Source organism: Bacillus sp. FSL P4-0248 (genome assembly GCF_038593305.1).
Taxonomy (GTDB): domain Bacteria; phylum Bacillota; class Bacilli; order Bacillales; family Bacillaceae; genus Bacillus; species Bacillus safensis.
Genome location: NZ_CP151983.1, coordinates 1784481 through 1811304, shown reverse-complemented (window position 1 = coordinate 1811304; position 26824 = coordinate 1784481). Strand labels below are relative to the sequence as shown.

Annotated in this window: 24 protein-coding genes; 19 read left to right on the top strand and 5 right to left on the bottom strand. The window is 43.5% G+C overall.

The annotated features are described in order from the left end of the window. Position 1: 1 nt before the first annotated feature. Entirely contained in the window at positions 2 to 766 is a 765-nt protein-coding gene (locus NST65_RS09125) for a DeoR/GlpR family DNA-binding transcription regulator (RefSeq protein ID WP_111927477.1), read from the bottom strand. 149 nt (positions 767 to 915) lie between these two features. Between NST65_RS09125 and NST65_RS09120 the strand changes: the two genes are divergently transcribed. The 10 genes from NST65_RS09120 (at position 916) to NST65_RS09075 (ending at position 13029) form a co-directional block, all read left to right on the top strand. Beyond that, on the top strand, positions 916 to 1722 hold the full coding sequence (locus NST65_RS09120; protein ID WP_025093168.1) for a tyrosine-protein phosphatase: 807 nt from the start codon (positions 916 to 918) through the stop codon (positions 1720 to 1722). 24 nt (positions 1723 to 1746) lie between these two features. Next, positions 1747 to 3288, top strand: a complete 1542-nt coding sequence (locus NST65_RS09115; protein WP_111927476.1) for a family 10 glycosylhydrolase — start codon at positions 1747 to 1749, stop codon at positions 3286 to 3288. A gap of 143 nt (positions 3289 to 3431) precedes the next feature. Further along, positions 3432 to 4574 carry an acyl-CoA dehydrogenase family protein gene (locus NST65_RS09110; protein WP_111927475.1) on the top strand — a complete coding sequence of 381 codons (1143 nt, stop codon included), beginning with the start codon at positions 3432 to 3434 and terminating at the stop codon, positions 4572 to 4574. Positions 4575 to 4616: 42 nt separating this feature from the next. Beyond that, positions 4617 to 6254, top strand: a complete 1638-nt coding sequence (locus tag NST65_RS09105) for an AMP-binding protein (protein ID WP_111927474.1) — start codon at positions 4617 to 4619, stop codon at positions 6252 to 6254. A gap of 8 nt (positions 6255 to 6262) precedes the next feature. After that, positions 6263 to 7612: an acetyl-CoA carboxylase biotin carboxylase subunit gene (locus NST65_RS09100; protein ID WP_111927473.1), complete on the top strand. Its 1350-nt coding sequence runs from the start codon at positions 6263 to 6265 to the stop codon at positions 7610 to 7612. Next, positions 7609 to 7824 carry an acetyl-CoA carboxylase biotin carboxyl carrier protein subunit gene (locus tag NST65_RS09095; RefSeq protein WP_024425681.1) on the top strand — a complete coding sequence of 72 codons (216 nt, stop codon included), beginning with the start codon at positions 7609 to 7611 and terminating at the stop codon, positions 7822 to 7824. The genes NST65_RS09100 and NST65_RS09095 overlap by 4 nt, the downstream gene beginning before the upstream one ends. 11 nt (positions 7825 to 7835) lie before the next feature. Further along, positions 7836 to 8744, top strand: a complete 909-nt coding sequence (locus NST65_RS09090) for a hydroxymethylglutaryl-CoA lyase (RefSeq protein ID WP_111927472.1) — start codon at positions 7836 to 7838, stop codon at positions 8742 to 8744. 12 nt (positions 8745 to 8756) lie between these two features. Beyond that, the gene (locus NST65_RS09085) at positions 8757 to 9539 is read left to right on the top strand and encodes an enoyl-CoA hydratase (RefSeq protein WP_111927471.1); all 783 of its coding nucleotides are present in this window, start codon (positions 8757 to 8759) and stop codon (positions 9537 to 9539) included. A gap of 18 nt (positions 9540 to 9557) precedes the next feature. After that, positions 9558 to 11081 carry an acyl-CoA carboxylase subunit beta gene (locus NST65_RS09080; RefSeq protein WP_111927470.1) on the top strand — a complete coding sequence of 508 codons (1524 nt, stop codon included), beginning with the start codon at positions 9558 to 9560 and terminating at the stop codon, positions 11079 to 11081. A 13-nt stretch (positions 11082 to 11094) separates the two neighbouring features. Next, positions 11095 to 13029, top strand: coding sequence for an AMP-binding protein (locus tag NST65_RS09075; protein WP_111927469.1), 1935 nt, complete (start codon positions 11095 to 11097; stop codon positions 13027 to 13029). Positions 13030 to 13058: 29 nt separating this feature from the next. Here NST65_RS09075 and cysI read toward each other — a convergent pair whose 3' ends face one another. Together cysI and NST65_RS09065 are read right to left on the bottom strand one after the other, a co-directional pair. After that, on the bottom strand, positions 13059 to 14777 hold the full coding sequence (gene cysI, locus NST65_RS09070) for an assimilatory sulfite reductase (NADPH) hemoprotein subunit (protein ID WP_041117625.1): 1719 nt from the start codon (positions 14775 to 14777) through the stop codon (positions 13059 to 13061). Positions 14778 to 14810: 33 nt separating this feature from the next. Continuing rightward, positions 14811 to 16631 carry an assimilatory sulfite reductase (NADPH) flavoprotein subunit gene (locus NST65_RS09065; protein WP_111927468.1) on the bottom strand — a complete coding sequence of 607 codons (1821 nt, stop codon included), beginning with the start codon at positions 16629 to 16631 and terminating at the stop codon, positions 14811 to 14813. A gap of 260 nt (positions 16632 to 16891) precedes the next feature. Between NST65_RS09065 and NST65_RS09060 the strand changes: the two genes are divergently transcribed. After that, complete coding sequence (locus NST65_RS09060) at positions 16892 to 17290, top strand: YobA family protein (protein WP_257994956.1); 399 nt, start codon at positions 16892 to 16894, stop codon at positions 17288 to 17290. 69 nt (positions 17291 to 17359) lie between these two features. Here NST65_RS09060 and NST65_RS09055 read toward each other — a convergent pair whose 3' ends face one another. Continuing rightward, the gene (locus NST65_RS09055) at positions 17360 to 18787 is read right to left on the bottom strand and encodes an aldehyde dehydrogenase family protein (RefSeq protein WP_111927467.1); all 1428 of its coding nucleotides are present in this window, start codon (positions 18785 to 18787) and stop codon (positions 17360 to 17362) included. Between the two features lie 211 nt (positions 18788 to 18998). On the opposite strand from NST65_RS09055, the gene NST65_RS09050 reads away from it, so the two are divergent. Genes NST65_RS09050 through NST65_RS09040 form a run of 3 tightly spaced genes read left to right on the top strand, consistent with a single transcriptional unit; the run spans position 18999 to position 20625 of the window. Continuing rightward, positions 18999 to 19424: a DMT family transporter gene (locus NST65_RS09050; RefSeq protein ID WP_111291186.1), complete on the top strand. Its 426-nt coding sequence runs from the start codon at positions 18999 to 19001 to the stop codon at positions 19422 to 19424. 13 nt (positions 19425 to 19437) lie between these two features. After that, positions 19438 to 20118 carry a cyclic nucleotide-binding domain-containing protein gene (locus NST65_RS09045; protein WP_111927466.1) on the top strand — a complete coding sequence of 227 codons (681 nt, stop codon included), beginning with the start codon at positions 19438 to 19440 and terminating at the stop codon, positions 20116 to 20118. 21 nt (positions 20119 to 20139) lie between these two features. Beyond that, complete coding sequence (locus NST65_RS09040; RefSeq protein ID WP_111927465.1) at positions 20140 to 20625, top strand: DMT family transporter; 486 nt, start codon at positions 20140 to 20142, stop codon at positions 20623 to 20625. A gap of 8 nt (positions 20626 to 20633) precedes the next feature. Here the strand turns inward: NST65_RS09040 and NST65_RS09035 are convergent, their stop codons facing one another. Continuing rightward, positions 20634 to 22040, bottom strand: coding sequence for a phospholipase D family protein (locus tag NST65_RS09035; protein ID WP_111927464.1), 1407 nt, complete (start codon positions 22038 to 22040; stop codon positions 20634 to 20636). A 159-nt stretch (positions 22041 to 22199) separates the two neighbouring features. On the opposite strand from NST65_RS09035, the gene NST65_RS09030 reads away from it, so the two are divergent. From NST65_RS09030 to NST65_RS09010, 5 genes are all read left to right on the top strand, one after another. Further along, positions 22200 to 22976: a MurR/RpiR family transcriptional regulator gene (locus tag NST65_RS09030; RefSeq protein ID WP_034284000.1), complete on the top strand. Its 777-nt coding sequence runs from the start codon at positions 22200 to 22202 to the stop codon at positions 22974 to 22976. Positions 22977 to 23106: 130 nt separating this feature from the next. Then, complete coding sequence (gene pfkB, locus NST65_RS09025; RefSeq protein ID WP_111927463.1) at positions 23107 to 24021, top strand: 1-phosphofructokinase; 915 nt, start codon at positions 23107 to 23109, stop codon at positions 24019 to 24021. Between the two features lie 13 nt (positions 24022 to 24034). Then, a complete protein-coding gene (locus NST65_RS09020) occupies positions 24035 to 25450 on the top strand; it encodes a PTS fructose transporter subunit IIBC (protein ID WP_111927462.1) in 1416 nt (471 codons plus the stop codon). 15 nt (positions 25451 to 25465) lie between these two features. After that, positions 25466 to 25924 carry a fructose PTS transporter subunit IIA gene (locus tag NST65_RS09015; RefSeq protein WP_024427781.1) on the top strand — a complete coding sequence of 153 codons (459 nt, stop codon included), beginning with the start codon at positions 25466 to 25468 and terminating at the stop codon, positions 25922 to 25924. A 2-nt stretch (positions 25925 to 25926) separates the two neighbouring features. After that, the gene (locus NST65_RS09010) at positions 25927 to 26796 is read left to right on the top strand and encodes a class II fructose-bisphosphate aldolase (RefSeq protein WP_065214439.1); all 870 of its coding nucleotides are present in this window, start codon (positions 25927 to 25929) and stop codon (positions 26794 to 26796) included. Positions 26797 to 26824 lie beyond the last annotated feature (28 nt).

Genomic DNA, 26824 nt, shown 5'->3' with positions numbered 1-26824 from the left:
TCTATTCATTTGATGAAGGCGTGACAAACCGTACATCATGCTCTTTTCCATATTGAAGATAATCTTCATTTGGCTCCTGATTGGTCACGACGAAATCAATCTCGTGCAAATCACAAAACGTGGTCAAGGCGTAATGATCGAATTTGCTATCATCCACTAATAAAAACGTTTTGGCACTTTTTTGAACGAGCGTCTTTTTAATATCGGTTTCAAGCGGAGACGAATTCGTGACACCGTGATCAATGGATAAACCAGTTGATGCGATAAAGGCTTTATTGACATTGTAAGCTTTTAAGCGCTCAACACTTTGATAACCAACGAAAGAATTCGTTTTTCTTTCAAGCATCCCGCCAGTGGAAAAGATGGTGAGATTTTCATAAGGCATCGCCTGTGTAATAAAATCCACATTATTGGTCACAATGGTCACCTGTTTCTCCGTCAAATAGGGGAGCATCTCAAGCGTTGTCGTACCAGAATCAATAAAAATCATATCCCCGTTTTCCACAAAAGCGGCAGCCGTCTGACCGATCAATTGCTTTTTACTGAGCTGACGGATCTTTCGCTCCTGATACACCACTAACGTTGAGTGGTTCACAGCCACTCCGCCATACACTTTTTTGAGTACGCCGGACTCGACCAATGCCTGTACATCTCGGCGTATCGTGTTTTTTGAGACACCAAAATACGCCACAAGCTCATCAAGTGAGGCAGATTCACGGTCAAACACATACTCTTTGATTTGCTGAATCCGTTTTGTTTTTATCATACTTCATATCTCCAATCAATCCGAATGTCCTTTTTCCATTATACCAATAAATTCTCTTACATGGATTAGGTCAATTGATTCTCTTTTCTCCTTTGATATAAAAGCGTATGATAGAAAAAAGAACGAAACCAGAAAGGACTTTCACTTCTATGAATCAATCAAACAACCCATTTTCAAAGCTTGCGAATTTTAGAGAAGTAGGGGGACTTCAAACAACAGATGGGATGGTGATCAAACAGGGAATGATTTATCGATCCGCAGACTTATCCCGTTTGTCGAAACAAGACATCGAGATATTCTCAGCACTCGGAATTCAAACCGTTTGTGACCTCCGTACAGCCTCAGAACGTAAATCACATCCGCCAAAGATCAAGGAACACGACAAAATCGTGCATATTCCGATGCAGCCTGACAGTAAGATGCCAAGTAAATGGACCATGTTTCGTATGCTGGTAACAGAAGGGAAGTCTCTCTCATTTACACCGATCATGAAAGAGTTATATCAAAGCATGCTGACAGAGCGTAAAGAAGAGATTCGGCAGCTGTTCACACTGCTTTCAGATCAAAGCCATTACCCGCTGATGCTTCACTGCACGAGTGGCAAGGACCGAACAGGTTTTTTATCTGCCCTGATTCAGTTGGTGGCAGGTGTACCGCAGGCTGTCGTTTTAAGTGAATACATGCGTTCCAATGAAGGCGTGCAAATGCTCGTCAGAAGGCAGGAACGATTTGTCCGATTGATGAGTTTATACCGGGTGTCAAAAGAACAAATTCAGCCGCTTGTCGGTGTGCAGCAAGATTATCTTGAAGATGTGCTGCACGAAATGCTGGAGACATACGGGAGTGCAGAGCGGTATTTAATTGAAGCCTGCAAAGTCCCTGAAGCTCAGCTCAATGAAATGAAAAACATTCTGCTTACACCATCTGCTGGCATTCCATCACAAAAAGCGGAATAAACTTAAGATGAGGTGATGCAAAACATGCTGAAAAAGATCAGTATGACAGTTTTAACACTGATGTTGATGTTTGTATTTTTATTGATTCCTTCCAGCAGTCTAGCAGCTCGTGCAGTGCCAAAAGGGAAGCTTGAGAGCACAAGAGAGATGCGCGCGGTATGGATTGCATCTGTTTATAACTTAGATTGGCCCTCAAAGAAGGGGCTGCCTGTAGCAGAGCAGAAGCAAGAGTTTATTCGTTTGTTAGACGAAATCAAAGCGATGAATATGAATGCCGTCATTATGCAAATTAAACCAACAGCAGATGCCTTTTATCCTTCAGCATACGGGCCGTGGTCAGAATATTTGACTGGAACACAAGGGAAAGATCCGGGGTACGATCCGCTTGAGTTTATGATCGAAGAAGCTCATAAACGCGGCCTTGAATTTCACGCTTGGTTTAACCCTTACCGAATCACAATGAATCATACTGATCTCAGCCGTTTGTCTGCCGATCACCCTGCAAGACAACATCCTGATTGGACGATTGCGTATGGTAATCAGCTTTATTACAATCCTGGTATTCCTGAAACTCAGGACTTCATTATCGGCGGTATCGAAGAAGTTGTGAAAAACTACGATATTGATGCAGTACATATGGATGATTATTTTTATCCATATAAAATAGCCGGTGTACCATTTCCAGATCAAGAAACGTATGAAACATATGGAAAAAAAGCATTTACTCATATAGAAGATTGGCGAAGAGATAATGTGAATCAGCTGGTGAAGCAAATCAATGACACCATTAAGAAAGAAAAACCGTATGTGAAATTTGGTATTAGTCCATTCGGGGTATGGCGCAACATAAAAGATGACCCGACTGGTTCAAACACCACTGCAGGAATGACCAACTACGATGATTTGTATGCTGATACAAGAGAGTGGATTCAGCAGCACGATATTGATTATGTTACTCCGCAAATTTACTGGAGCATCGGCTTTCAAGCTGCCGCTTATGATGTGCTGACGAAATGGTGGTCAAATGAGGTGAAAGGGGAGCCGGTTCACCTGTACATTGGGCAGGCGGCATATAAAATTAATCAAAACAGTGACCCTGCTTGGTCTGACCCGGAAGAATATTTTAGGCAGATTGAGCTGAACAGGCAGTCACAGCTTGTGCAGGGAAGCATGCATTTCAGCCTGAAGGATCTCAATCGCAACCCTTTGAATGTAAAGGATCGATTGATAGAAGAGTCATACAGCAAACCAGCTCTCATTCCAGAAATGCCTTGGCTTCATCAGAAAGCACCTAAAAAACCAATCATTCAATCTGTGAAAAAGACATCGGATGGTGCGGCTTTACAAATCAAAAATGATCCGCATTCTACCGTATCCTATTATGCGGTCTATCGATTAACAAATAAAGGAACATATGAATTGCTGCAAACGGTTAGAAAAGAAAAAGGCGCCATAACAACGATTAAAGACCTCCCAGTCAATCAAAAGAAAATGGATACTTACAAGATTACGGCTCTGAATCGTCTTCATCACGAAAGCAAGCCTTCTACAAAAATAGTGAAATAACAGAAAAAGCATGAGTGAGATTTTCTTCGTTCATGCTTTTTTTCTATTATTCTTGTTTTAATTTTCTGAATTCAATCAAGCTTGGCATGAAGCAGCTGCTTGATTAATAAATATGATAGAAAAGAGCTAAAGGGGGAAGCAAGATGGATTTTGAATTAACGAAAGAACAACAAATGATCCGCCAGATGGTCAAAGATTTCGCCAAAGCAGAAATTGCACCACTCGCTCAAACCATTGATAAACAGGCCGTATTCCCAGCCAAAACGTTTCAAAAAATGGGGGAGCTCGGCTTTATGGGCATCCCCTTTCCAGAGAAATACGGCGGCTCAGGAGGAGATACGATATCATATGCACTCGCTGTAGAAGAAATCGGAAAACAGTGCGGTAGTACAGGTCTTAGCTATGCCGCAGCCGTCTCCTTAGGCGCAAGCCCGCTTTATTACTTCGGTACAGAGGAACAAAAGATGGACCACCTTGTCCCGCTGGCTTCTGGAACAGCACTTGGTTCCTTCGGATTAACAGAACCAAATGCAGGGTCAGATGCAAAAGGGACGAAAACAAAAGCAGTCAAAGACGGACAAGAGTATGTCATTAGCGGGGAAAAGTGCTGGATCACAAACGCCAATTTTGCCAGAACCATTATCGTCACTGCTGTCTCGGATCAAGATGAAAACGGCCGCCCGATCATCTCCGCCTTCATTGTGGAGAAAGGGCAAAAAGGGCTGACCATTACAAATCCATATGACAAAATGGGCGTGCGCGGTTCAGATACAGCAGAAATCATTTTAGACGGTGTACGTGTACCAGCCCAGAATATTTTAGGAGACCCAGCGAAAGGCTTTAAGCAATTTTTATATACATTAGACGGGGGGCGCATTTCAATTGCTGCGTTATCAGTTGGCATCGCACAAGCTGCACTAGATGCTTCGCTCTCGCATGCAAAAGAAAGAAAGCAATTTGGGCAGACCCTTTCTTCCTTCCAAGCGATTCAATTTAAGCTGGCAGATATGGCGATGCAAATAGAGCTCGCTAGACAAATGGTTTGGAAAGCCGCTTGGCTGAAAGATCACGGCAAGCCGTTTACAAAAGAAGCTGCCTATGCCAAACTCTTCGCTTCTGAAATGGCGACAAAAGCAAGTCTTGATGCTGTTCAAATTCACGGGGGAACAGGCTACATGAAAGAATGTGGTGTAGAACGGCTTGTGAGAGATGCCAAGCTAATGGAAATTGGAGAAGGGACCTCTGAAATTCAGCGTCTAGTCATCGCAAGACAACTGTTAGCGTAATCCGATAATGAAAACGCTTACCATCAATGGAGGAGGAAAGCCATGATGTCGATTCATCCACAGACAATCGGCTCGTTATTAAAAGAGAAAAGGGAGCAGCATCCAGGACATGAAGCCATTGTGTATCCAGAACGTTCTTTACGTTATTCATATGAAGCGTTTTATCGAGAAGTCAAGGAAACCGGAAAAGGTCTTATGGCATTAGGGGTTCAAAAAGGGGATCATATCGCCATCATGGCGCCCAATGTACCCGAATGGCTCATGCTGCAATTCGCCTGCGCGTCGATTGGAGCCGTTCTTGTCACCGTGAATACAAACTTTCAATCACAAGAACTCGCTTATTTACTCAAGCACTCTGATAGTAGCATGCTGTTTATCGTAGACGGGTTCAAAGAGACATCCTATGTCAAAATGCTTGATGAACTCATACCGGAGCTTCAAAACGCTCATCAAGGAGAGATCACATCCTCATCTTTTCCTTATTTAAAAAGTGTCGTCTATATAGGTGAGCACACGCCAAAGGGCATGCGCAGCTGGAACAGTATTCAAGCAGCTGCCAAAAGAACAGAGGATCATGAGTGGGAGAAACGAATGGATGAGCTTGCACCGGATGACGTCATTAATATGCAATATACCTCAGGCACAACCGGCTATCCAAAAGGAGTCATGCTCAGCCATACAAACATTGTCTGCAATGCCAGCCAAATCGCAGATTGTATGAAGCTCACCCAAAAGGACCGAATGTGTATCCCTGTTCCTTTCTTTCATTGCTTTGGATCCGTCCTTGGCGTGCTTGCATGTCTCACAAAAGGAGGAACGATCATTCCAATTGAATCCTTCCACCCAGAGCGAGTTCTTCAAACCGTAGAAAAAGAGAAGTGCACCGTCCTTCACGGCGTCCCGACAATGTTCATTGCAGAGCTCGACCATCCGAATTTTCACCAATACGATCTGTCCACATTACGAACGGGCATTATGGCAGGATCTCTTTGCCCATCCCATGTGATGAAAGCCGTCATTGAACAAATGGGACTGAAGGAGCTCACGATTGCTTACGGCCAGACCGAAAGCTCTCCTGTCATTACCCAAACAAGAACGGATGATTCATTTGAAAGGCGGGTTCAAACGGTCGGCCGGGCGCTTCCTCACATTGAAGTGAAAATCACCGTTCCAGGCACGCCGGAGGAAGTACCAAGAGGAGAACAAGGAGAGCTGTGTACAAGAGGCTATCATGTGATGAAAGGCTACTATAAAAATGAAGAAGCCACAAATGAAGTGATTGACCAGGACGGCTGGCTTCATACGGGTGATTTAGCAGAGATGGATGAGGACGGCTATGTGAAAATCACAGGACGGCTGAAAGATATGATCATTAGAGGCGGGGAGAATGTTTATCCAAAAGAGATTGAGGATGTTCTTTATACTCATCCGGATATTCTTGATGCACAGGTCGTTGGTATACCTGACGAGACGTATGGAGAAGAAGCCGCCGCATTCATTCGGCTTAAAAAAGGTAGGACGGTGACAATTGAGACACTCACCAGCTATTGTCAGTCGCAAATGGCACGCTATAAAATTCCTAAATATTTTTTCATCACTGACGAGTATCCGATGACCGCATCAGGGAAGATTCAAAAATTTCGTCTGAAAAAGCAGGCGCTTGATCTAATAAAGGAGTGAAGGCAGTGATGTTTCTAAAAGTACTGATTGCAAATCGAGGCGAAATTGCCCGGCGAATTATTCGAACGTGTAAAAGGCTCGGGATCCACACCGTTGCCGTTTATTCAGAAGCAGATCAGCATGCACTTCATGTGCAAGAAGCAGACAGCGCCTATCTGATTGGAGGCGCGAAAGTATCTGAAAGCTATTTAAACATGGAAGCCATCATTCGTGTAGCCAAACAGACACATACAGATGCCATCCACCCAGGATATGGCCTCTTATCAGAAAATGCAGCCTTTGCAGAACGCTGCCGCAGCGAAGGAATCGCCTTTATTGGCCCATCCGCACAAGTCATTCAGCGAATGGGGAATAAAATTGAAGCAAGAAAAACGATGGCTCAAGCAGGTATCCCCATTGTACCAGGCGTTTCAGCTCCGCTGCATGATGCAGAAGAAGGGGTCAGTCAAGCGCAGTCACTCGGTTATCCGATTATGCTCAAGGCATCAAGCGGGGGCGGAGGAATTGGCATGCAGCTCGTGCAAAATGACGAGGAGCTGTACAGGGCTTTTGAAGGGAATCAAAAAAGAGCGCAAAGCTTTTTCAACGATGGGACGCTGTATATGGAAAAGGTCATTGAAAACGCTCGGCACATTGAAATTCAGGTCCTTTTTGATTCCTTCGGCCATGGGGTTCACTTATTTGAGCGCGACTGTTCACTCCAGCGAAGACATCAAAAAATCATTGAAGAAGCACCAGCCGTCTGTCTCGATGAATCGGTGAGACATCAGATGGGGGAGATGGCCGTCAAAGCAGCCAAAGCGATTGGGTATGAAAATGCAGGAACGATTGAATGTTTAGTCGATCAGCATCAACAATTTTATTTCCTAGAAATGAACACAAGATTACAAGTAGAGCACCCTGTCACAGAAGAAATTACAGGCATTGACCTTGTCGAGGAACAGCTGAAAATCGCTGCATGTGAGCCGCTTTCCTTTAATCAGGAGGATATTCATCAAATCGGCCATGCCATCGAGGTTAGAATTTATGCGGAAGATCCCGTCACCTTTTATCCATCACCAGGAACGATCACTCAGCTTTTAACGCCTGAAGCTCCGTATATCCGGCATGAGTCAAGCGTGACAAATGGAAGCATCATTACCCCTTTTTACGATCCAATGATTGCGAAAATGATCGTTTACGGTGATACACGAAAACTTGCAATAGAACGATTAAAAGGGGCATTACAAGCATATGAAATAGAAGGGATCAAAACCAACTTACCGCTTTTAAGGGAAATGGCCGGATCTTCTGCTTTCTTACAAGGCAGCATCACCACCGATTTTCTCATGAAAAAAAGGGAGGAAAACCGTTCATGAAAACTGTCACAATTCAAATGGCCGGAAACTTGTGGAAGCTTCTTGTGAAACAAGGCGATGAAGTGCAAAAAGGACAGGAGGTTGCCATCTTAGAATCAATGAAAATGGAGATTCCGATCGTTGCTGAAGAGGGCGGGATCATCAGTAAAGTGTATAAGGCAGAGGGAGAGTTTGTCGATGAAGGAGAGGTTCTTTTAGAACTATCAGAATAGGAGGGAGCCAGATGGCATTACCAAAGAGTGTGCTTATCAGGGAGGTCGGCCCGCGGGACGGACTGCAAAATGAATCAGTCTGGCTTGACACAGGCGAGAAGCGAACGTGGATTGATCTGCTCGCAGCAGCCCAGCTCCCTTATATTGAAGTCACATCATTTGTTCATCCTAAATGGGTTCCAGCCTTAAAAGATGCCAAAGAACTCACCCAATCCTTTAACAAAAAAGACGGCATCACCTATGCAGCACTCATTCCCAATGAAAAAGGCTTAGCTCATTTTTTTGAAGCCAATCTTGACACAGGCGCTATGTTCATCTCTTCGAGTGAAACACATAACAAGAAAAATATGAATCAATCCATCCACGAAACACTTCCTGTTATCAAACAAATGACAGCTGATTTAAAAGCAGCAGGAAAAAACACGCGCGCGTATATTTCCACCGTGTTTGGCTGCCCATATGAAAAACAAGTGCCAATGGATCAAGTCCTCCGGTTAACGGATATTTTGCTTTCTTATGGCATTGATGAAATATCTCTCGGTGACACCATAGGTGAAGCCCATCCGCTTCAAGTAGAAAGACGCTTAGACATTTTACTCGAACGTTTTCCTGCTGATAAAATCGCTCTTCATTTTCATGATACGAAGGGGATGGCTCTTGCGAATATTTATACGGCATTAAAAGCAGGGATCACCATATTTGACTCCTCCAGCGGCGGGCTTGGCGGATGTCCCTATGCACCTGGTTCCAGCGGAAATGTGGCGACAGAAGATGTGGTGCATATGCTTCAAAAACTAGGAATTGAGACAAATATTCACCTTCCTGCATTAATTAAAGCGGCAGAATGGATTGAAGCGAAAGTAGATCGAACCCTGCCTAGTCACTGTTTACGTGCTTTTCACTCTCAGACTACTTCATAAAGGATGAATAACATGACATCATTGGTCCATTTTTCGATACAAGGTGAACAGATCGGCATCATGACCTTAAACAGGCCAGAACAAGCGAATTCCCTATCTGCTCCAATGCTGGAGGAGATCAATCAAATCATTCAAGAAATCAAACACGATGAAAGCATTCGCTGTCTTCTCATTACAGGAGCCGGTTCAAAAGTCTTTTGTGCTGGAGCAGATTTAAAAGAAAGACGATTGATGACAGAAGCAGAAGCAAAAGGCGCTGTTCTTTCGATTCAGCAAACCTTTATCGAGATTGAATCTATTCCTGTACCTGTCATTGCAGTGATAAATGGACACGCACTGGGCGGAGGACTTGAGCTCGCGCTCGCTTGTGATCTCCGCATTTCACGAGCCGGAGCAAGACTCGGCCTGCCAGAAACAGGACTAGCTATCATACCAGGAGCCGGAGGGACGCAGCGCCTTCCGCGCCTCATTGGACTCGGTAAAGCAAAAGAACTTATCTTCACAGGCGCATCATTACAAGCAGAAGAAGCCATTCAAATCGGGCTGATTGAGCATATCTCTTTAGCAGATTCCCTCATGAACGATGCCATCTCTCTTGCAAAACAAATCATCAAAAATGGCCCGCTTGCCTTAAAAGAAGCGAAACAAGCGATTCAATCAAGCCTTGATCACGATTTGCATACAGGTTTGACAAAGGAATACGAAGCGTATCTACGGCTCATTGAGACAGAAGATCGAACGGAAGGTCTTCGAGCCTTCCAAGAAAAACGCACGCCTCAATACAGAGGCAGGTAGCAAGAAAGGGGAATGGGTATGATCGAAGGATATGAACTAAAAAAACAGCAGATTCTGAAAGGCGGGGCAGACCGATACCATCAAAAAAACAAAGAAAAAGGAAAATTGTTTGTCCGTGACCGCCTCCAGTTGTTATTAGATGAGGATTCTTTCATTGAGGATGCCATGTTTGCCGAGTGTCAAAATGAACATTTACCAGCAGATGGTGTTGTCACAGGGACAGGGCGGATGAATGGGCAGACTGTTTGCGTTATGGCAAATGATTCTACCGTCAAAGCAGGATCATGGGGCGTCAAAACGGTAGAAAAAATCATTAGAATCCAGGAAACAGCCGAAAAGCTCAACTGCCCAATGCTGTATTTAGTTGACTCTGCGGGTGCTAGAATCACCGATCAAATCGCTATGTTTCCAGGCAGAAGGGGTGCAGGCCGCATTTTTTATAACCAGGTGAAGCTGTCTGGACGTACTCCGCAAATTTGTTTACTATTTGGTCCTTCGGCAGCCGGAGGTGCTTACATTCCTGCTTTTTGTGACATCGTCGTCATGGTCGAAGGGAATGCCTCAATGTACTTAGGCTCACCGCGAATGGCCGAAATGGTGATTGGAGAGAAAGTATCACTTGAAGAAATGGGCGGAGCAAAAATGCATTGCAGCATTTCTGGATGCGGCGATATTTTAGCACAAACAGAGGAAGAAGCCATTCAAATCGCCCGCACTTATTTAACTTACATGCCTGCCAACTATACAGAAAAACCAAAACCGGCAGCCGCAATCGCACCTAAACCATCAGAGATCACTCTCCAAGACCTTATCCCTAAAGGGCAGAATACCCCTTTTGATATGTATCAGCTCATTGATTTACTCATTGATGAAGGATCATTTTTTGAAATCAAAAAGCTGTTTGCCGCAGAGCTGATCACAGGTTTTGGCCGCATGAATGGTCAGCCTGTCGGTCTTATTGCCAATCAGCCGAGGGTAAAAGGCGGTGTTTTATTCCATGACTCAGCCGACAAAGCCGCCAAATTTATTCAGCTATGTGACGCCTTTCATATTCCACTCCTTTTCCTTGCAGATATACCGGGGTTTATGATCGGAACAAAAGTGGAACAAGCAGGTATTATCAGGCACGGGGCGAAGATGATCTCCGCCATGTCAGAGGCAACCGTTCCGAAAATATCCGTCATTGTTCGTAAAGCATACGGTGCAGGTTTATATGCAATGGCAGGACCGGCCTTTGAACCGGACTGCTGTCTCGCACTTCCATCAGCACAAATTGCTGTCATGGGGCCAGAAGCCGCTGTAAATGCTGTCTATGCGAATAAAATTGCCGAACTGCCTGCTGAGGAAAGAGCAGCATTTATTCAAGAGAAACGCAAGGAATACCAGGAAGATATGAATATATATGAGCTTGCCTCTGAAATGATTGTCGATGGTGTCATCCCATTTGACCATTTGCGAGATGAGCTTTGTCATAGATTACAAGCCTATACCTCTAAAGAGATGACATTTACAAGACGAAAACACCCGGTTTATCCGGTCTAAAGGGGGCGGCCTCATGATGAACCTAAAACCAGCGTGGATACCCGAAGAACAGATGATGAAACAAACACGCCTTTACAAATGGATGCATTCACTTGGTTTTTCTACTTATGATGCGTTCTATCAAGCTAGTATCGAGCGGACCGATTGGTTTTGGAGAGAAGCCGAAAAGGCGGTTGGCATCGTGTGGAAGAAGCGGTATGAAGCCGCATTAGGCCAAGATTCATTCATGTGGCCCAATTGGTATAAAGGCGGCCGGCTCAACGTGGTCGAAACGGCTGTTGACAAATGGGCAGAGAATGAAGAAACCCAGCATCAACCAGCTGTGATGTGGAGAAATGAAGCGGGAGAAGAGAGAAGATGGTCGTTCCTCGAACTTCAAGAAAAGGTCAATCGTCTCGCTGCTGGTTTTTTGAAGAAGGGAATACAAAAAGGGGATGTAGCGGTCATTTATATGCCGATGCTTCCGGAAACGGCTGCTGTCATGCTTGCCTTTGCAAAGATTGGTGTCATCTTTAGCCCGGTTTTTTCTGGCTATGGAAGCGAGCCTCTTGCCGTACGTATTCGTGCATCAGGTGCAACCATTGTCGTCACAGGCTCAAGCGTGACGCGCCGGGGAAAGACGATCAACATGCGTGAATGTGCGGCAGAAGCGATCGACAAAACCAAGACTGTCCAAACAGTCATTGTACATGCTTCCTCTTCTACTGGATATAAAGAGGATATTCAGCTAAACGATTTGTTAAAAGAGGAACCACTGAGTGAAACGACTTATCTTTCAAATGAAGATCCCCTTATGATCTTATACACGTCTGGAACAACCGGTACACCCAAAGGGGCTGTTCATACACACGCAGGCTTTCCTGTAAAAGCGGCTTTTGATGCCGGTCTTTGTATGGACGTTGCAAAAGGAGACCGTTTGTTTTGGCTCACAGACATGGGATGGATGATGGGGCCCTTTCTCGTCTTTGGCGGCTTGATCAATGGAGCTGCAATTGTTTTATATGACGGCGCCCCCGATTATCCAGATGAACAGCACATTTGGTCATTCATCCACGAGCAAAAAGTCACCCATTTTGGACTTTCACCTACTTTTGTTCGATCTGCGATGCAGCAAAACCTTTCAGACATTGAGCTGCCGCACGTGAAAGCCATCATTTCTACAGGTGAACCGTGGAATGAAGCACCATGGCAATGGCTTTTTGACACCATTGGTCAAAAGCACATTCCGATCTTAAATTACTCAGGGGGAACAGAGGTTTCTGGCGGAATTGTAGGAAGTACGCTGCTTCGCCCAATCAAACCGATCCTTTTTAATGCGGCAATCTTAGGAATGGCGGCAGATGTGTATAATGAGGCAGGAGAGAGCGTCCTGAATGAAGTAGGAGAGCTTGTCGTGAAAAAGCCGTGGGTCGGCATGACATGTGGGTTTTGGAAAGATCCGAAGCGATATGAAGACACCTATTTTAAACGATTTGATGGGGTGTGGACGCACGGTGATTGGGTGATGCAATCAGAGGATGGCGCATTCCATATCACGGGCAGATCGGATGATGTCATTAATACAGCTGGTAAACGCATTGGTCCAGCTGAAATTGAATCCATTCTTGTCGGGCATCCAGCCGTACATGAGGCTGCTGTGATTGGAGTAAAGGATGAGGTGAAGGGAGAAGCACTAGTTTGTTTCATTGTGGCAAGTTCACAGTCTTTAGAAGAAGCAGCATTCATTCAAGAGCTCAAAATACATGTTGGTTCATATGCGGGAAAAGCGCTCACACCAAAGGAAATTCATCTCATTTCAGCTTTACCGAAAACAAGAAACGGAAAAATCGTCCGTCGTTTATTAAAAGGAGCTTATGAACAGCAGCATTCACCAGATCTTTCGTCTCTAGATAATCCTGATGTGTATAACAGCATTTGCGAATACTTGAAAAGAAAACAAAATCCATAAAAAAAAGACAGGAGAGCGTCCTGTCTTTTTTATTGCACATGAAAATTCGTGCCATCTGTTGTTTCTTTTACAATACCTGCCCGAATCACAAAATCACCGAAATGTTCATGTTCCTCGCGTTCTTTTGCATAGCGGGGGAGTAGAGAGCCAAGCTCGTTTAAAATGTCTTCTTCTCCTACATTTTCTCGGTATAGTTTACTTAATCTGCTGCCATCAAACGCAGCGCCAAGATACATGTTGTATTTACCAGGTGATTTGCCGATAAAGCCAATTTCACCAAGCGCATGACGGGCGCATCCATTTGGACATCCAGTCATACGAATCGTGATTTCTTTATCACTTAAGCCATTTTCTTCGACAATCTCTTCAATTTTGTCAATCAAGCGCGGGAGGTAGCGTTCTGCCTCTGCCATTGCTAAGCCGCATGTCGGAAGAGCAACACAGGCCATTGAACTGCGGCGCAGTGCAGAGTGCTGCTGTCCATCTGACAAACCAAACTCCTGAATGAGCTGCTCGATTTGTTTCTTTTTGTGAGATGTGACGTTTCCAATGATCAAATTTTGATTCGCTGTTAAGCGGAAGTCACCTGTATGAATCTTTGCGATTTCACGAATGCCTGTCATCAGCGGGTAGTCATCGTAATCCGTGATGCGTCCGCCTTCTACAAACATCGTATAATGCCATCTGCCATTGATGCCTTTTACCCAGCCATAGCGGTCACCGTTATGATCGAAGTGATAATCTCTTGCATCTAATAGGGTAAATCCAAGGCGGCGCTCAAGCTCTTCTTTTACATTCTCAAGACCGAGGCGGTCCACTGTATATTTAAAGCGGGCATTTTTTCTCACCGAACGGTTTCCATAGTCACGCTGAATGGTGATCACTTGTTTGGCAATCTCTACAACTTGTTCCGGTGTACAAAAGCCAATTACTTTTGCAAGCTGAGGATAGGTCGCTGTATCACCATGAGTCATGCCCATTCCGCCGCCAATCGCGACATTAAAACCGACTAATTGATCATTTTCAATAATCGCAATGAAGCCTAAATCCTGCGAAAACACATCAATATCGTTAGCAGGAGGGACCGCCACACCAATCTTGAATTTTCTTGGCAAATAAAGCGGACCATACATCGGCTCAACCTCTGTATCAGGCGTTGCTGCTACCTTTTCCTCATCAAGCCAAATTTCATGGTACGCTCTTGTTTGCGGAAGCAGGTCATCACTTAATTTTTTGGCAAGCTCGTATACATCATGGTGTACTTCTGATTGATAGGGGTTTGATGTACACATGACATTACGGTTCACATCGCCGCAAGCAGCGATCGTATCAAGCATAGTGGAATGGATGTCTTGAATGGTTTTTTTCATGTTCCATTTTAAAATACCGTGAAGCTGAAAGGTTTCACGAGTTGTCAGCTTTAACGTACCGTTTCCGTATTGATGAGCAAGCTCATCCATCACAAGCCACTGCTTAGATGTAGCGATTCCGCCAGGCAGGCGGACGCGCAGCATAAATTGATAGGCAGGCTCAAGCTTTTGTTTTTGCCGTTCATTTCTCAGGTCACGATCATCCTGTAAATAACTGCCGTGATGCTTCATCAGGCGGTTGTCATCATCAGGGATACCCGCTGAAATCGGATCAAGCATCACTTCTTTTAAAGTACCCCGTAAATAATCACTTTTTTCTTTGATTTCCTCTACGTCGCTCGGAGGTCCATCCGGCGCTGTTAATGCTGTCTTCACCATGTAAGTAAAAGCTCCTTTCTTTCAAGCATTCAATCAATATACGTCACGCTGATAGCGTTTTTGCTGCTGCAAGTTAGCTAGATAGCTTTCAGCTTTCTCTTTGCTCATCGCACCTTCTTCTTGGATGATTGATAGAAGGGTATCATGAACATCATGCGCCATATGTTTTTCATCTCCGCAGACATATACATAGGCACCTTGCTCCAGCCATTCGAATAATTCTTTACTTTGTTTCTTCATTTGATGCTGGACATATACTTTTTCCTCTGAATCTCTTGAAAAAGCCACATCCATTTTCGTTAACACACCATCTTTTAACCACTTTTGCCATTCGGTTTGATATAAGAAATCCGTCACAAAGTGCTGATCACCGAAGAACAACCATGACTTTCCGTCTGCACCGACTTCCTCGCGCTCCTGCATAAAGGAACGGAAAGGGGCGATGCCTGTGCCTGGTCCTACCATAATGATCGGTGCTTCAGGGTTTTCAGGAAGCTTAAAGTTTTGATTGTGCTGGATATAAACAGGTAGCTTATCACCTGGCTCTAAGCGCTCCGCACATAAGATTGAGCAGACACCTTGACGTTTTCTTCCGTGAGCATCATATCTCACAGCACCGATTGTCAAATGAACTTCTTCTTCATTTGCTTTCAGGCTGCTTGCAATGGAATAAAGGCGAGCCGGAATTTTTCTTAAAATGGCAGTGAAGTCTGCCGCTGTTCCTTCAAAAGGACCGAAATCACGAGCAGCATCTACTAAATCTCTTCCTGCTATATATGCTTTTAACTTTTCTTCGTTTCCTTCTTCTAAAAGGGCCTGCAAGGCTTCGCTCTTTGTAAAGGACGCCATCTTTTGAAGAAGAGGTTTTGTTAAGACAGTAATCTCAAAATGAGAGGTGAGTGCTTCCTTTAAAGGAAGCGTGTCGCCGTTTTTATGAACGGTTACGGCTTCCTCTGCATCCCATCCGCATGCCTTGATCAGTTCATCAACAAGCGCTGGATCATTTGTTGGATAAATACCAAGGCTGTCACCCGGCTCATAAACAAGTCCTGAACCTTCAAGAGAAAGCTCCAAATGACGGGTTTCTTTGTTAGAACCGCGGCCATTTAGGTTGATATTTTCAAGCACTTCAGCATAAAAAGGATTTGTTCTTGAGTATTCAGATGCAGCTGTTTGAGTGTTTGCTTCCGCTGATTCCTGCGGGGCTGCTGCGGCTCCGCCTTCGCTAAGTGAAGATGCCACCCCTTGAAGCCATTCAGAAAACGGCTCATCATAATCAAGATCACAGTCCACTCGATCGAAAAGACGCGTTCCGCCAAGCTCTTTTAAGCGCTCATCAAATTCTTTACCTGTTTGACAGAAGAATTCGTAAGAGCTGTCACCAAGTGATAGGACAGAAAAGCTTAAATGATCAAGCTTTGGTGCCCGTCTGCCGTGAACATATTCATGGAAAGAAAGGGCATTATCAGGCGGATCTCCCTCGCCATGTGTGCTGACGATGATGAGTAAATTGTTTATTTTTTTCAGACTATTTGGTTTAAAATCTGACATAGAAGAGAGCGTCAATTGAAAACCTTTCTCTTCAAGATGCTGCGCTGTCTTTTTTGCTAACCCTTCAGAATTGCCTGTTTGCGAGCCATAAAGTACAGTCACATCTTTACTGACAGGCTGCGCTGGTGCTGCAGCAGAAGGAGAAGGGGTTTGGGCAGTATTTTCTAATCCGGTTAAAGCTGCCTGTGCTGATAAATAACCGGTAAGCCAAATTTTTTGCTGATCTGTTAAAGTCGGAAGCAGCTGATTAAGCAGTTCTGCCTGCTCCTGACTAAACGGACTGTTCAATACATGAAGTTGCAACGATATCCACCTCACAAGGAATATAAACATAGATTAATTCGATAGGAATTATATATATAGGTTCAATTTGAACTTTACCGAAAGTTTGCCATTAAGTAAAATATATAATATTGATTGTCATGATTAAGATTTCTAATACCTTTGCAAGGTGAAGGAACATGAAGGTGAATCGTTTAGCTGGATAAAGCACCTTTAGAAAAATGAGCCGTTTTGAATGAAGAAGCGATCGTAAGGAATTGAAAAGGGGTGTATGAAAGTTGATGCAGCTAAAATTTAAAAACACAAAATATTTTCGGCTTGTCATCTTGATTTTTCTCATTTTATTAGTAGCGTGCCATTCTCCAAAGGGCAATATAAAGAATTCAGACAATAAGAATAAAATAACAGCACCTTTTTCAAAAAAAGGCATCCTGCTAAGAAAAGGGGAGACGAACTTACTTCTTATTAACAATAAAACGCCTCTAAAAAGCGATGATTCATTGAAAACTCATCTTCTTATTGAAAAGTATAAAAATAATCTCATCGTTATGGATTTAACAAAAGTAGATTCTAAAGAGCTGTCACAGGGTCAAACGATTGAGGTTTGGTTTGATGAGTTACAAGAATCGTTTCCTCCTAAAGCAACGGTCAAAAAATATCACATCTTGGTGGATAAGTAGGGGAGCAGGGGCAGATTCTTTCTATCAAGAAAAAGGAGAAAAACCCTAAGGTTTTTCTCTTTTCTCAAATTATGCTGTTGGAAGTCCCATCACAGCTTTCACTTCTAAATATTCCTCGATCCCGAAGTCTCCCCATTCTCTTCCAATACCAGATTGCTTAAAGCCGCCAAACGGGGCAAAGTAATCTGTTTCGGCATTGTTGATGGTAATTTGACCGGCACGAATATGTTCAGCTACATATTTTAATGTTTTTTCATCTTTTCCAACCACATAGCCAGCAAGGCCATACACTGTATCATTGGCAATCTCAAGGGCATGATCAAGGTCCTTATATGTGATCACACTCATGACGGGTCCGAATATTTCCTCTTGCGCAATGGTCATATCATTTTTCACATTTGTGAAGATAGTATGCTTGGCGAAATATCCTTTGTCTAGTCCGTCCGGCTTACCAGTTCCCCCAGCAAGCAGGTGAGCACCTTCTTCAATTCCTTTTTCAATATAAGACTGCACGGTATCCCATTGCTTTTTGGAGACAAGCGGGCCAGTGGCGTGATCTTCTCTCGGATCACCAACTGTAAACTTCGGCAGAGCATTCAGCAGCGCTTTTTCAAATGCGTCTTTCATTGATTCAGGAATCAGCACACGTGTAGCTGCGGAACATACTTGACCTGTATTCATCGCAATATGATGAACGGCTGTTTCGGCTGCCTCATCCACATCTGCATCATCTAAGACGATAAGAGGGGATTTCCCGCCGAGCTCAAGAGCCACTTTCTTAATATTGTCTGCAGCATTTTCCATTATTTTAGAGCCGACAGCACCTGATCCCGTAAATGAAACAAAGTCAATATCAGGGTGGGAGCTAATGCCGTCACCAATGACATCACCAGTTCCGTTTACTAGGTTGAAGACGCCTTTTGGTACGCCAGCTTCATCAATGATGTCTGCAAGAATCATTGCGGCAAAAGGTGTAATTTCCGCAGGCTTTAAGACAACTGGCGAGCCTGCTGCAATGGCACCCGCGATTTTAAGTGATGTTTGATTCGTTGGGAAATTCCAAGGTGTAATCAATCCGCTGACACCAATCGCTTCTTTTATAATGGTGTGTCCGCCGCGGTCCTCAGTAAATGTATACGATTTAAGTGCTTCCGCTGCTTTAGAAAAATGTTCATATCCCATTTTGTAATGAACCTCTTCTGATACTTTCAGCGGTGCACCAAGCTCTTGTGTCATGACTTCTATCAGTTCATCCTTACGCTTTTCGTAGCCGCGCACAATGTTTTCCAGCATCTTTACGCGTTCATTTCGAGATGTTTTTGAGAAAGAAGGAAAGGCGGCACGAGCAGCTTTGACTGCCTTATCTAAATCTTCTTTTGTTCCTAAACTAATGGTGCCAATGACTTCCTCTGTAGCAGGATTGATGACTTCCGTCGTTTCGTTTCCTGTTGATGCGATCCATTCTCCGTTAATAAAATGTTTCTCTTGATTTCTCATTCTGACATGTCTCCTTTTTATATGTGATTCCATTCAATATTCTGTTTTCAGGTGATATAAAACTGTACCCACTGTGAAAAATCTAAAACGATGAAACTGCAAAAGAAAAAGTTTCTGATATAATACGCAAAGTGGGACATATGTCCTTTTCAACATCAGGGCATCTATCTTTTAATGGAACTAGACTGAAAAAGAAGGAGCATTTGAACGAATGAAAGGTGTTATTTTCGCTTTATTAGGAGGCGCTTGTATTACACTGCAAGGCGTAGCAAACGCAAGGATCAGCCAGGATATCGGCACATGGCAGGCGGCAACCATCACGCAGCTGACCGGCTTTATGATCGCACTGATCATTTTACTGATCGTACGTGACGGACACTTCAGGGAATATCGAAAGGTGAAGCCACTGTATTTAATTGGAGGCGCATTTGCAGCCATTATTATTTTCAATGAAGTCACTGCAATTCAAATGATCGGTGTCACACTGACCATTGCTGCTTTACTCATTGCACAGCTTGCTTTTACCTTTGCAATCGATGCAAAAGGATGGTTTGGTGTACAGAAGAAGAAAATGAAATGGCCGCATTATGCAGGAATTCTATTGATGATCGCAGGCGTCATCATTTTAAAGCTATAAAGGAGGACGTCAGATGGAGGAGCTTCATGATGAATCTCTATTTTCCTCTTATCTCAAGGCACATGAATTAGAAACCGTCTTTCATCAGAAACTCATATCACACGTCAGCTTATGGCGCTATGAGCAAGGTGAGCTGATTTGTTCAAAGGGAGATCAGAGGGAGCACTTGTACTTGTTAGTAAAAGGAAAATTAAAGATTTTCACCACCACAAAAGAAGGGAAGACCTTTATTCTTTGTTTTAAACATCCTCTTGAAGCGATTGGAGATATTGAATACGTTCAGCAGACAGATATGGTCAATACAGTGGAGGCTGTCACAGAAGTACATATGCTAAGGATTTCTCATCAAGCGCTCATGCGCCATGCGAAGGATGACCCCCGCGTGTTAACCTTTTTACTAAAGGGCATCACAAACAAATTTTATACGAAATCAAACGATTTGAGCTTCCACCTTTTATATCCTGTAGAGGTCAGACTCGCAAGCTACTTATTGTCTGTGTTAACAGGGGATAACAGCTCGAGCGCACTTCGTCTTACTGATGCGGCGAGCTTAATTGGTACAAGCTACCGTCATATTAACCGGGTGATTCAGCAATTTTGTGAAAAAGGGCTGATAGAGAGGCGAAGAGGGAAGATTACGATTCTTGACCGGGAAGGACTCTTAGAAATAGCGGAGCGAAACATTTATGAATAGAAGAAATGAAGGGATTCAGACATGATCATAGGAATAGGATTAGCCATCACGGCTGGCGCACTCGTCAGCTTACAAACCATTTTTAACAGTAAGGTCAATGAGCAGACAGGCTCTTGGTCAACGACCACTCTCGTTCTAGGTATGGGCTTTATTGCTTCTCTTTTGATGGGTCTTTTGCTAGAAGGAACCGGCATGTTTCAATTAAGACATATGGAAGCGTGGTACTGGATGAGCGGAGCCATTGGAGTAGGGGTGGTCATCTGCCTCGTTCAAAGTATCAAACGTCTTGGTCCGACTTATGGAATCTCGATTGTCCTGATTTCACAGCTCGGTTCTGCGCTTTTGTTCGATTCGCTTGGCTGGCTTGGGTTAGAGAAAGTGGAATTTTCTCCCACAAAACTATTAGGTGTCATTGTAATTGTTGCGGGGATCCTAGTGTTTAAATTGACCAAATTGGAGTCAGCAGAAGAGGATCAATCAGAAGAAAAAGGGCTGCCACAAGAGTAAGCTGCCCTTTAGATCAACCGCCGCCATAGAACAGTGATCGCGGATAAACCATTTAAAAGGAGCCTTTTCATCAAAGGCTTTTTTTTCTGCCCATAGGACTGCGCTTTATAGGCTGTTTTGTCCTTCGCGACAAGTATACTATAGGCAATTTTACGTTCTATTGCCTGAGTAAGTGATAGCGCAAAAGGGGCACTATCAATGACCAAAATTGACTCTGTATTTAAAAAACTAGACCTCGCATCTAAATTATATGTGCCAATAATACTTAAATAATCATCAATGACCATTGATTTCGCATGAATGGAATACGGGCCTTCATATTCGTACAAATGAATGCCTGTTTTCATCAGTTCCTTTTTCGTGCTTAAGTAACCTGCAAAAGCTAACGGATTTGGCGTCGCTGTAAGAGAATTCGTAACAACTGTCGTTTGAATCCCGCTGTCTAAGGGAGTGAGGCCGTCTTTCATGGGTCGTGTCGGGATGACATAAGGCGTCTGTATGAGCACAGAACGCTTTGCCCGGTGGGCTAGATCGTTTAGTTTTTTGAGCACAAGAGGACGCTTATTGAAGCGCTCCACAGGATTTGTAAAAAATGCAATCTGCTTTACTGAGGTGCCATCTGCTGCCCAATTAAAGGACGACATCACAAAAGGTTCTTTCGCATGCACGGCCTCCTGATAGGATCTAAGCAGTTTCTTTCTTAGTTTTAAGCCTTTCTTTGCTTTTTGTTTGGAGAACACAGCTTTTGTTCTTTTCGTAAAGTCATGATTCCATAAATAAACGAAGTATTGCTCCATTTCATCTAATACTTTTCCTTTTTTGTCGTTATAAAGCAGCACATCGCGGTCAAATGCAAAATCTTTCGGGGGCTGATCTGCAAAGTATTTATCACCGATATTTCTTCCGCCCATCACAGCCACTCGGCCATCTGCCAGCAGCAGCTTATCATGAAGGCGGTTATGCCACGTCCATGGCTTAAATAACCGAAAGGGCTCATAAAAACGAATGGCCATGTTCGGGTGATTTGCCACGGCATATCGTAAATGCTTCAGCGGTCCACGCAAACTGTGGCAGATGCCGTCTAAAAGCAGCTGAACTTTCACCCCTCGATCAGCAGCTTCAATTAAAGCACCTAGTACCCATTCGGCTGTTTTTCCTTTTTGAATGGAATAATAACTTAGGCGGATCATCCTCTTTGCCTCACGAATCATTTGGATTCTGGCCTGACCAGACTCAAATCCATCGTCAAGAAGCATCACTTGATTTGTGCCCTGATCGTCTCCTGAGATCGAAGAGGCTTTATAGATACAATGTTCTTTGCATGTTTTTTGGATAGGTAAATAAAACAAAACAAATGCGGTCAAAAAGACATAAACGACATAGAGAAGGATCAGAAAAAACAAAAGATGAAGCATACGGATCAGCTCCTTTCACATAGACACAACTTTTCCTTAGTTTATGTCAAAAATAAAATTTCACTCATTTTCGCCTTTTATTTAAATACATGACAAAAGAATCATCTTGTTTTTATTGGGCATTTAATTATAGTATGAAATGAATAAGGGGGAATCGAATTGAATGAATCATTATTTAACATCCCAAGTGATGTATATCAAACGTTAAGTGAAACAGAACGATATTTACTCAATTATATTCACCAGCATTTAGAGGATATCTCCACCTTATCCATTGTCACTTTAAGCGAAAGAGCCAATGTTTCAACGGCCACGATAGTCAGGCTGATGAAAAAAATTGGCTATAACGGCTATACATCCTTTAAATATCGATTGAAACAAGAAAAGAAAATGACAGATGCAAGCGACCAGCTCAAAAATATTGATGAAGACATCAAACTAGCAATTCGGAAAAATGAAGAAGAGGTTTTAAAAACGATACAGCTGCAAAGTATTGGACAAATTGAAGATGCCGTTCAAAAAATACATAATGCAGACAAAATTTATATTTTCGGCAGAGGCTTCTCAGAGATGATCGCCAAAGAGATGACCATCAAATTACAGCTCATCGGGAAAACATGTGAAGTACACGACGATCCGAATATCATTCGGCTGAAATCGCGAGACATTGATAAAAGTGAGCTTGCCATCTTTGTTTCATTAAATGGCGAAACAGCTGAGCTTGTTGAAGCATGTCAAAACCTCAGCATGAAGCAAGTCACAACTATTACGCTTACGACAAGAATAGATTCTACATTAAGCAAAATATCAGATATGACACTAGTCGGATATAAAGGGGAACAATCTTTCTTCCCAGATTATGAAGTGAGATCCCGCCTGTCTCTTCATGTCATTGCCCGCATTTTACTTGACGCCTATGTGATCCGAATGAAATAACCAATAAGAAAGCCTTCGAGACTTTGATCTGGAAGGCTTTTTCTCATGAAAACCTTTACACATTCTGAAAACATTTTCACTGAATCGTATGAGATACTTTCTTTAGAGAAAAGAAAGAAGGTGAAACCAATTGATTTATACCTGCACCTTAAATCCTGCTATTGACCTATATATTGCATTAAAAGAAATGCGGGCAAATGCAGTCAACCGGACGGAAGATGAAGATTATCAGCCGAATGGAAAAGGCGTGAACGTGTCAATTATGCTAAAGAAATATGGCTTCACAAGCACTGCATTAGGATTTATCGCTGGGTTTTCAGGATCTTATATTGAACAATCTTTAAAGGATCTCTCCATTCAGACCGATTTTATCTCGGTTGAAGGAATCACACGAATTAATGTTTTTATCAATACGACAGAAGAATACAAGCTCGTGAATCAGGGCCCTGCAATTGAAGAAAAAGCGCTTCACGCCTTTCGTGAGAAAATTGCGGCTATCCCGCAGGGAGGCATCCTCATCATGTCAGGCAGTCTGCCAAAAGGCGTTCCTGCCAGCATTTTTTCAGAAGTAGCAGCTATTTGCCATCAACAGAAGGTCAAGTTTATTTTAGACACAAGCTCAGCAGCAGTTCTTGAGACGCTTCAATACAAGCCGTATTTACTAAAACCAAATGAAGAAGAAATTGCTGCTTTTTTCGGCAAAACACATCCTTTGTCAGAAAAAGAACTCATTCAATCAGGAGAAAAGCTCATTGAGATGGGTGCAGAGCAAGTGCTGATTTCCCGAGGCGAGGAAGGGGCTTTATTCATTACGAAGGACGCAGTGTTTAAAGGAAACGCACCAACAGGCACTGTCGTAAACACAGCGTGTTCTGGAGATGCGATGCTCGCAGCTTTTCTTAGTAAACATCTTGAAGGATATTCACCTGAAGAATGCTTACGCTACGGCATTGCAACGGGAGCATCCACTGCGTTTTCAAAAGGCTTAAGTGATTTACATGATATTGATTCATTGATTGAGCAAGTACACATTCAGAAGATCTAAGGGGGAATAACACATGAGCCGTAAAAAAATTGTCGCTGCAACCGGCTGTCCAACAGGTATTGCACACACATTTATGGCAGCTGAAGCATTAAAAATCGCTGCTGAGCAGCTAGGGGTCGACATTAAAGTCGAAACGCATGGTCAAGTAGGAATTGAAAGCGCTTTAACTGATCAAGACATTATGGAAGCAGATGGGGTCATCGTGGCAGCTGACAAAGATGTAAATACAGATCGTTTTCACGGCAAACCACTCATTGAAGTGCCTGTAGCCAAAGGCATTCGCACACCTACTGAGCTGATTCAGAGCATTATAAGTGGAGATGCTCCCGTTCATCAAGTGAAAGGAAGAGCTTCTGGAACAGAGAAACCATCTGCTCCTTCATCCTCTCAACAAAAGTCGGCAAATAAATGGATACACACCATTTATAAGCACTTAATGAACGGTGTATCACACATGCTGCCATTTGTCGTTGGAGGCGGTGTTTTAATTGCCCTTTCTTTCTTATTTGGTATCTACTCTGCTGATCCTAAGCACGAAACGTATCATCCGTTTGCTGCCTATTTGAAAAGCATTGGCGGACTTGGCTTCAGCTTAATGGTACCAATTTTAGCAGCATTTATCGCTGATTCGATCGCTAGACGCCCAGGGATGGTCGTCGGATTTATAGGGGGTCTCCTTGCAAATGATGGAGGTGCTGGATTCTTAGGCGGTATTATTGCAGGTTTTGCAGCAGGATATATCATTTTATTGCTTCAATTCTTGCTTCAAAAATTACCAGCATCACTTGATGGATTAAAATCGATCTTCATCTATCCTGTCATCGGTATTTTCTTAATCGGGGCTGTCATGACCCCGCTGTTAGTTCCAATCACAGGGCTAAATAATTCCTTAATGGATTTTCTCTCATCTGTACAATCCACAAACCCTCTGCTTTTAGGCTTAATTGTTGGAGCGATGTGTGGATTTGATATGGGAGGACCTTTTAACAAAGCAGCCTATGTCACAGGAACGGCTTTACTTGCAGAAGGTAACCTTTACTTCATGGCAGGTGTGTCAGCAGCATGTATCACACCACCGCTTATCATTGCGATTGCTACAACGATTTTCCGAAAACATTTCACGCCACAAGAACGAAATGCAGGGGCAATCAACTATATTCTGGGGGCGACACATATTACAGAAGGAGCCATCCCATTTGCGGCAAAAAACCCGGTCGTTGTCCTGCCAATTATCATGTTTGGCTCGGCTATCTCTGCTATATTGACGTATCTCTTTGGCGTACAGGTTCCAGCTCCGCATGGCGGGTTCCTTGTTCTTCCGGTCGTCACAGGTGCATTCCAATGGGTGCTTTCCATACTAATCGGCTCACTAGTAGGTGCGATTCTCTACGGACTTTACCGTAAAAAAATAGACAACCCCGCAGTTTAAAACGGAGGAGGAGAAATGATGGAACATATCTATATGAATCTTCACGAAACAGCTTCTTCACAGGCTGGCGTGTTCGCAGCCATTGCTGACATTGCCTACAAAGCAGGTATTTGCACCTCACCAGAGGATGTCAAAAAAGGCTTAGCGGAAAGGGAAGCACTTAGTACAACCGGATTTCAAGATGGATTTGCCATTCCGCATACACAAACAGAAGCCATCACGAAACCAGCACTTGTGATCGTCCGCACGGAAACAGGAATTGAATGGGACGCTTTTGATGGGAAGCCTTGCTTTTTCTTCTTATCCTTACTGATCCCTAAAAGTGAAGCAGGGACGACTCATTTAAAAGCTCTTTCAGCCCTTTCACGAGGCTTAATGGATGAAACGAAACGTCAAAAACTGCTGGAAACAAGAACAAATGAAGACATGCTTGCTGTATTAGAAACGGATATTTTAACTAGAGAGGATGTTTGATCATGCCTTTACTTTCAACAACACCAATGCTTGAGGCTGCGAAAAAAGAAAAATACGGAATTGTGGCATTCAATGTACACTCCTTTGACAGTATCTATTGGGTGCTCGAAACTGCTGCAGAATTAAAGTCACCTGTGATTTTGCAAACAACGGTTGGAACGGTTCAATCTCTTGGAGCAAAAGCGATTGCAGATACAGTGAAGGCGGCGGCTGATCAATATCAAATCCCAATCGGTCTTCACCTGGATCACTGCACAGACTTTGATGTGATTCTCACCTGTATCAGGGCTGGATATACATCCGTTATGATCGATGCATCTATGCACTCATATGAAGAAAATGTACGCCGCACAAAAGAAGTCGTAGATCTTGCCTTAAAAGTCGGTGTAAATGTCGAAGCAGAGCTAGGCAAGGTAGGCGGCGTAGAAGATGATATCGTCGTCGACGAAAAGGATGCTGAAAAAGCCGTTCCATCAGAATGCCGCCAATTTGTAGAAGAAACTGGGGTGCCTACTTTAGCGCCTGCGATTGGTACTGCCCATGGCATTTATAAAGGGGTGCCGGATATTGACTTTGCCCGCATTGAACAAATTGCAGCGCTGGTCGATGTACCACTTGTCCTGCACGGTGGTTCCGCTGTACCAGATGAGGATGTCAAGCGATGCGTTGCACTTGGTATGGCAAAGGTGAATGTCTCAACTGAACTGAAAAATGCATATTCCGAGGCGATACGTGATCATTTCTCAAACGAACCTGAAAGCTTAGATCCGCGTATGTATTTACAAAAAGCAAAACAAGCAGCAAAAGACATGGTCCAATCGAAAATACGAATCGTTGGCAGTGAGGGCAAAGCCCATCCGTTATATCAATAAGAAAAAAAGCAGAGCTGCTATCGCTCTG

What these genes read in the sequence shown, in the direction of transcription:
- NST65_RS09125 (WP_111927477.1), bottom strand. Translation starts at nt 766, where the DNA reads ATGATAAAAACAAAACGGATTCAGCAAATCAAAGAGTATGTGTTTGAC.
- NST65_RS09120 (WP_025093168.1), top strand. Translation starts at nt 916, where the DNA reads ATGAATCAATCAAACAACCCATTTTCAAAGCTTGCGAATTTTAGAGAA.
- NST65_RS09115 (WP_111927476.1), top strand. Translation starts at nt 1,747, where the DNA reads ATGCTGAAAAAGATCAGTATGACAGTTTTAACACTGATGTTGATGTTT.
- NST65_RS09110 (WP_111927475.1), top strand. Translation starts at nt 3,432, where the DNA reads ATGGATTTTGAATTAACGAAAGAACAACAAATGATCCGCCAGATGGTC.
- NST65_RS09105 (WP_111927474.1), top strand. Translation starts at nt 4,617, where the DNA reads ATGATGTCGATTCATCCACAGACAATCGGCTCGTTATTAAAAGAGAAA.
- NST65_RS09100 (WP_111927473.1), top strand. Translation starts at nt 6,263, where the DNA reads ATGTTTCTAAAAGTACTGATTGCAAATCGAGGCGAAATTGCCCGGCGA.
- NST65_RS09095 (WP_024425681.1), top strand. Translation starts at nt 7,609, where the DNA reads ATGAAAACTGTCACAATTCAAATGGCCGGAAACTTGTGGAAGCTTCTT.
- NST65_RS09090 (WP_111927472.1), top strand. Translation starts at nt 7,836, where the DNA reads ATGGCATTACCAAAGAGTGTGCTTATCAGGGAGGTCGGCCCGCGGGAC.
- NST65_RS09085 (WP_111927471.1), top strand. Translation starts at nt 8,757, where the DNA reads ATGACATCATTGGTCCATTTTTCGATACAAGGTGAACAGATCGGCATC.
- NST65_RS09080 (WP_111927470.1), top strand. Translation starts at nt 9,558, where the DNA reads ATGATCGAAGGATATGAACTAAAAAAACAGCAGATTCTGAAAGGCGGG.
- NST65_RS09075 (WP_111927469.1), top strand. Translation starts at nt 11,095, where the DNA reads ATGATGAACCTAAAACCAGCGTGGATACCCGAAGAACAGATGATGAAA.
- cysI (WP_041117625.1), bottom strand. Translation starts at nt 14,777, where the DNA reads ATGGTGAAGACAGCATTAACAGCGCCGGATGGACCTCCGAGCGACGTA.
- NST65_RS09060 (WP_257994956.1), top strand. Translation starts at nt 16,892, where the DNA reads ATGCAGCTAAAATTTAAAAACACAAAATATTTTCGGCTTGTCATCTTG.
- NST65_RS09055 (WP_111927467.1), bottom strand. Translation starts at nt 18,787, where the DNA reads ATGAGAAATCAAGAGAAACATTTTATTAACGGAGAATGGATCGCATCA.
- NST65_RS09050 (WP_111291186.1), top strand. Translation starts at nt 18,999, where the DNA reads ATGAAAGGTGTTATTTTCGCTTTATTAGGAGGCGCTTGTATTACACTG.
- NST65_RS09045 (WP_111927466.1), top strand. Translation starts at nt 19,438, where the DNA reads ATGGAGGAGCTTCATGATGAATCTCTATTTTCCTCTTATCTCAAGGCA.
- NST65_RS09040 (WP_111927465.1), top strand. Translation starts at nt 20,140, where the DNA reads ATGATCATAGGAATAGGATTAGCCATCACGGCTGGCGCACTCGTCAGC.
- NST65_RS09035 (WP_111927464.1), bottom strand. Translation starts at nt 22,040, where the DNA reads ATGCTTCATCTTTTGTTTTTTCTGATCCTTCTCTATGTCGTTTATGTC.
- NST65_RS09020 (WP_111927462.1), top strand. Translation starts at nt 24,035, where the DNA reads ATGAGCCGTAAAAAAATTGTCGCTGCAACCGGCTGTCCAACAGGTATT.
- NST65_RS09015 (WP_024427781.1), top strand. Translation starts at nt 25,466, where the DNA reads ATGATGGAACATATCTATATGAATCTTCACGAAACAGCTTCTTCACAG.
- NST65_RS09010 (WP_065214439.1), top strand. Translation starts at nt 25,927, where the DNA reads ATGCCTTTACTTTCAACAACACCAATGCTTGAGGCTGCGAAAAAAGAA.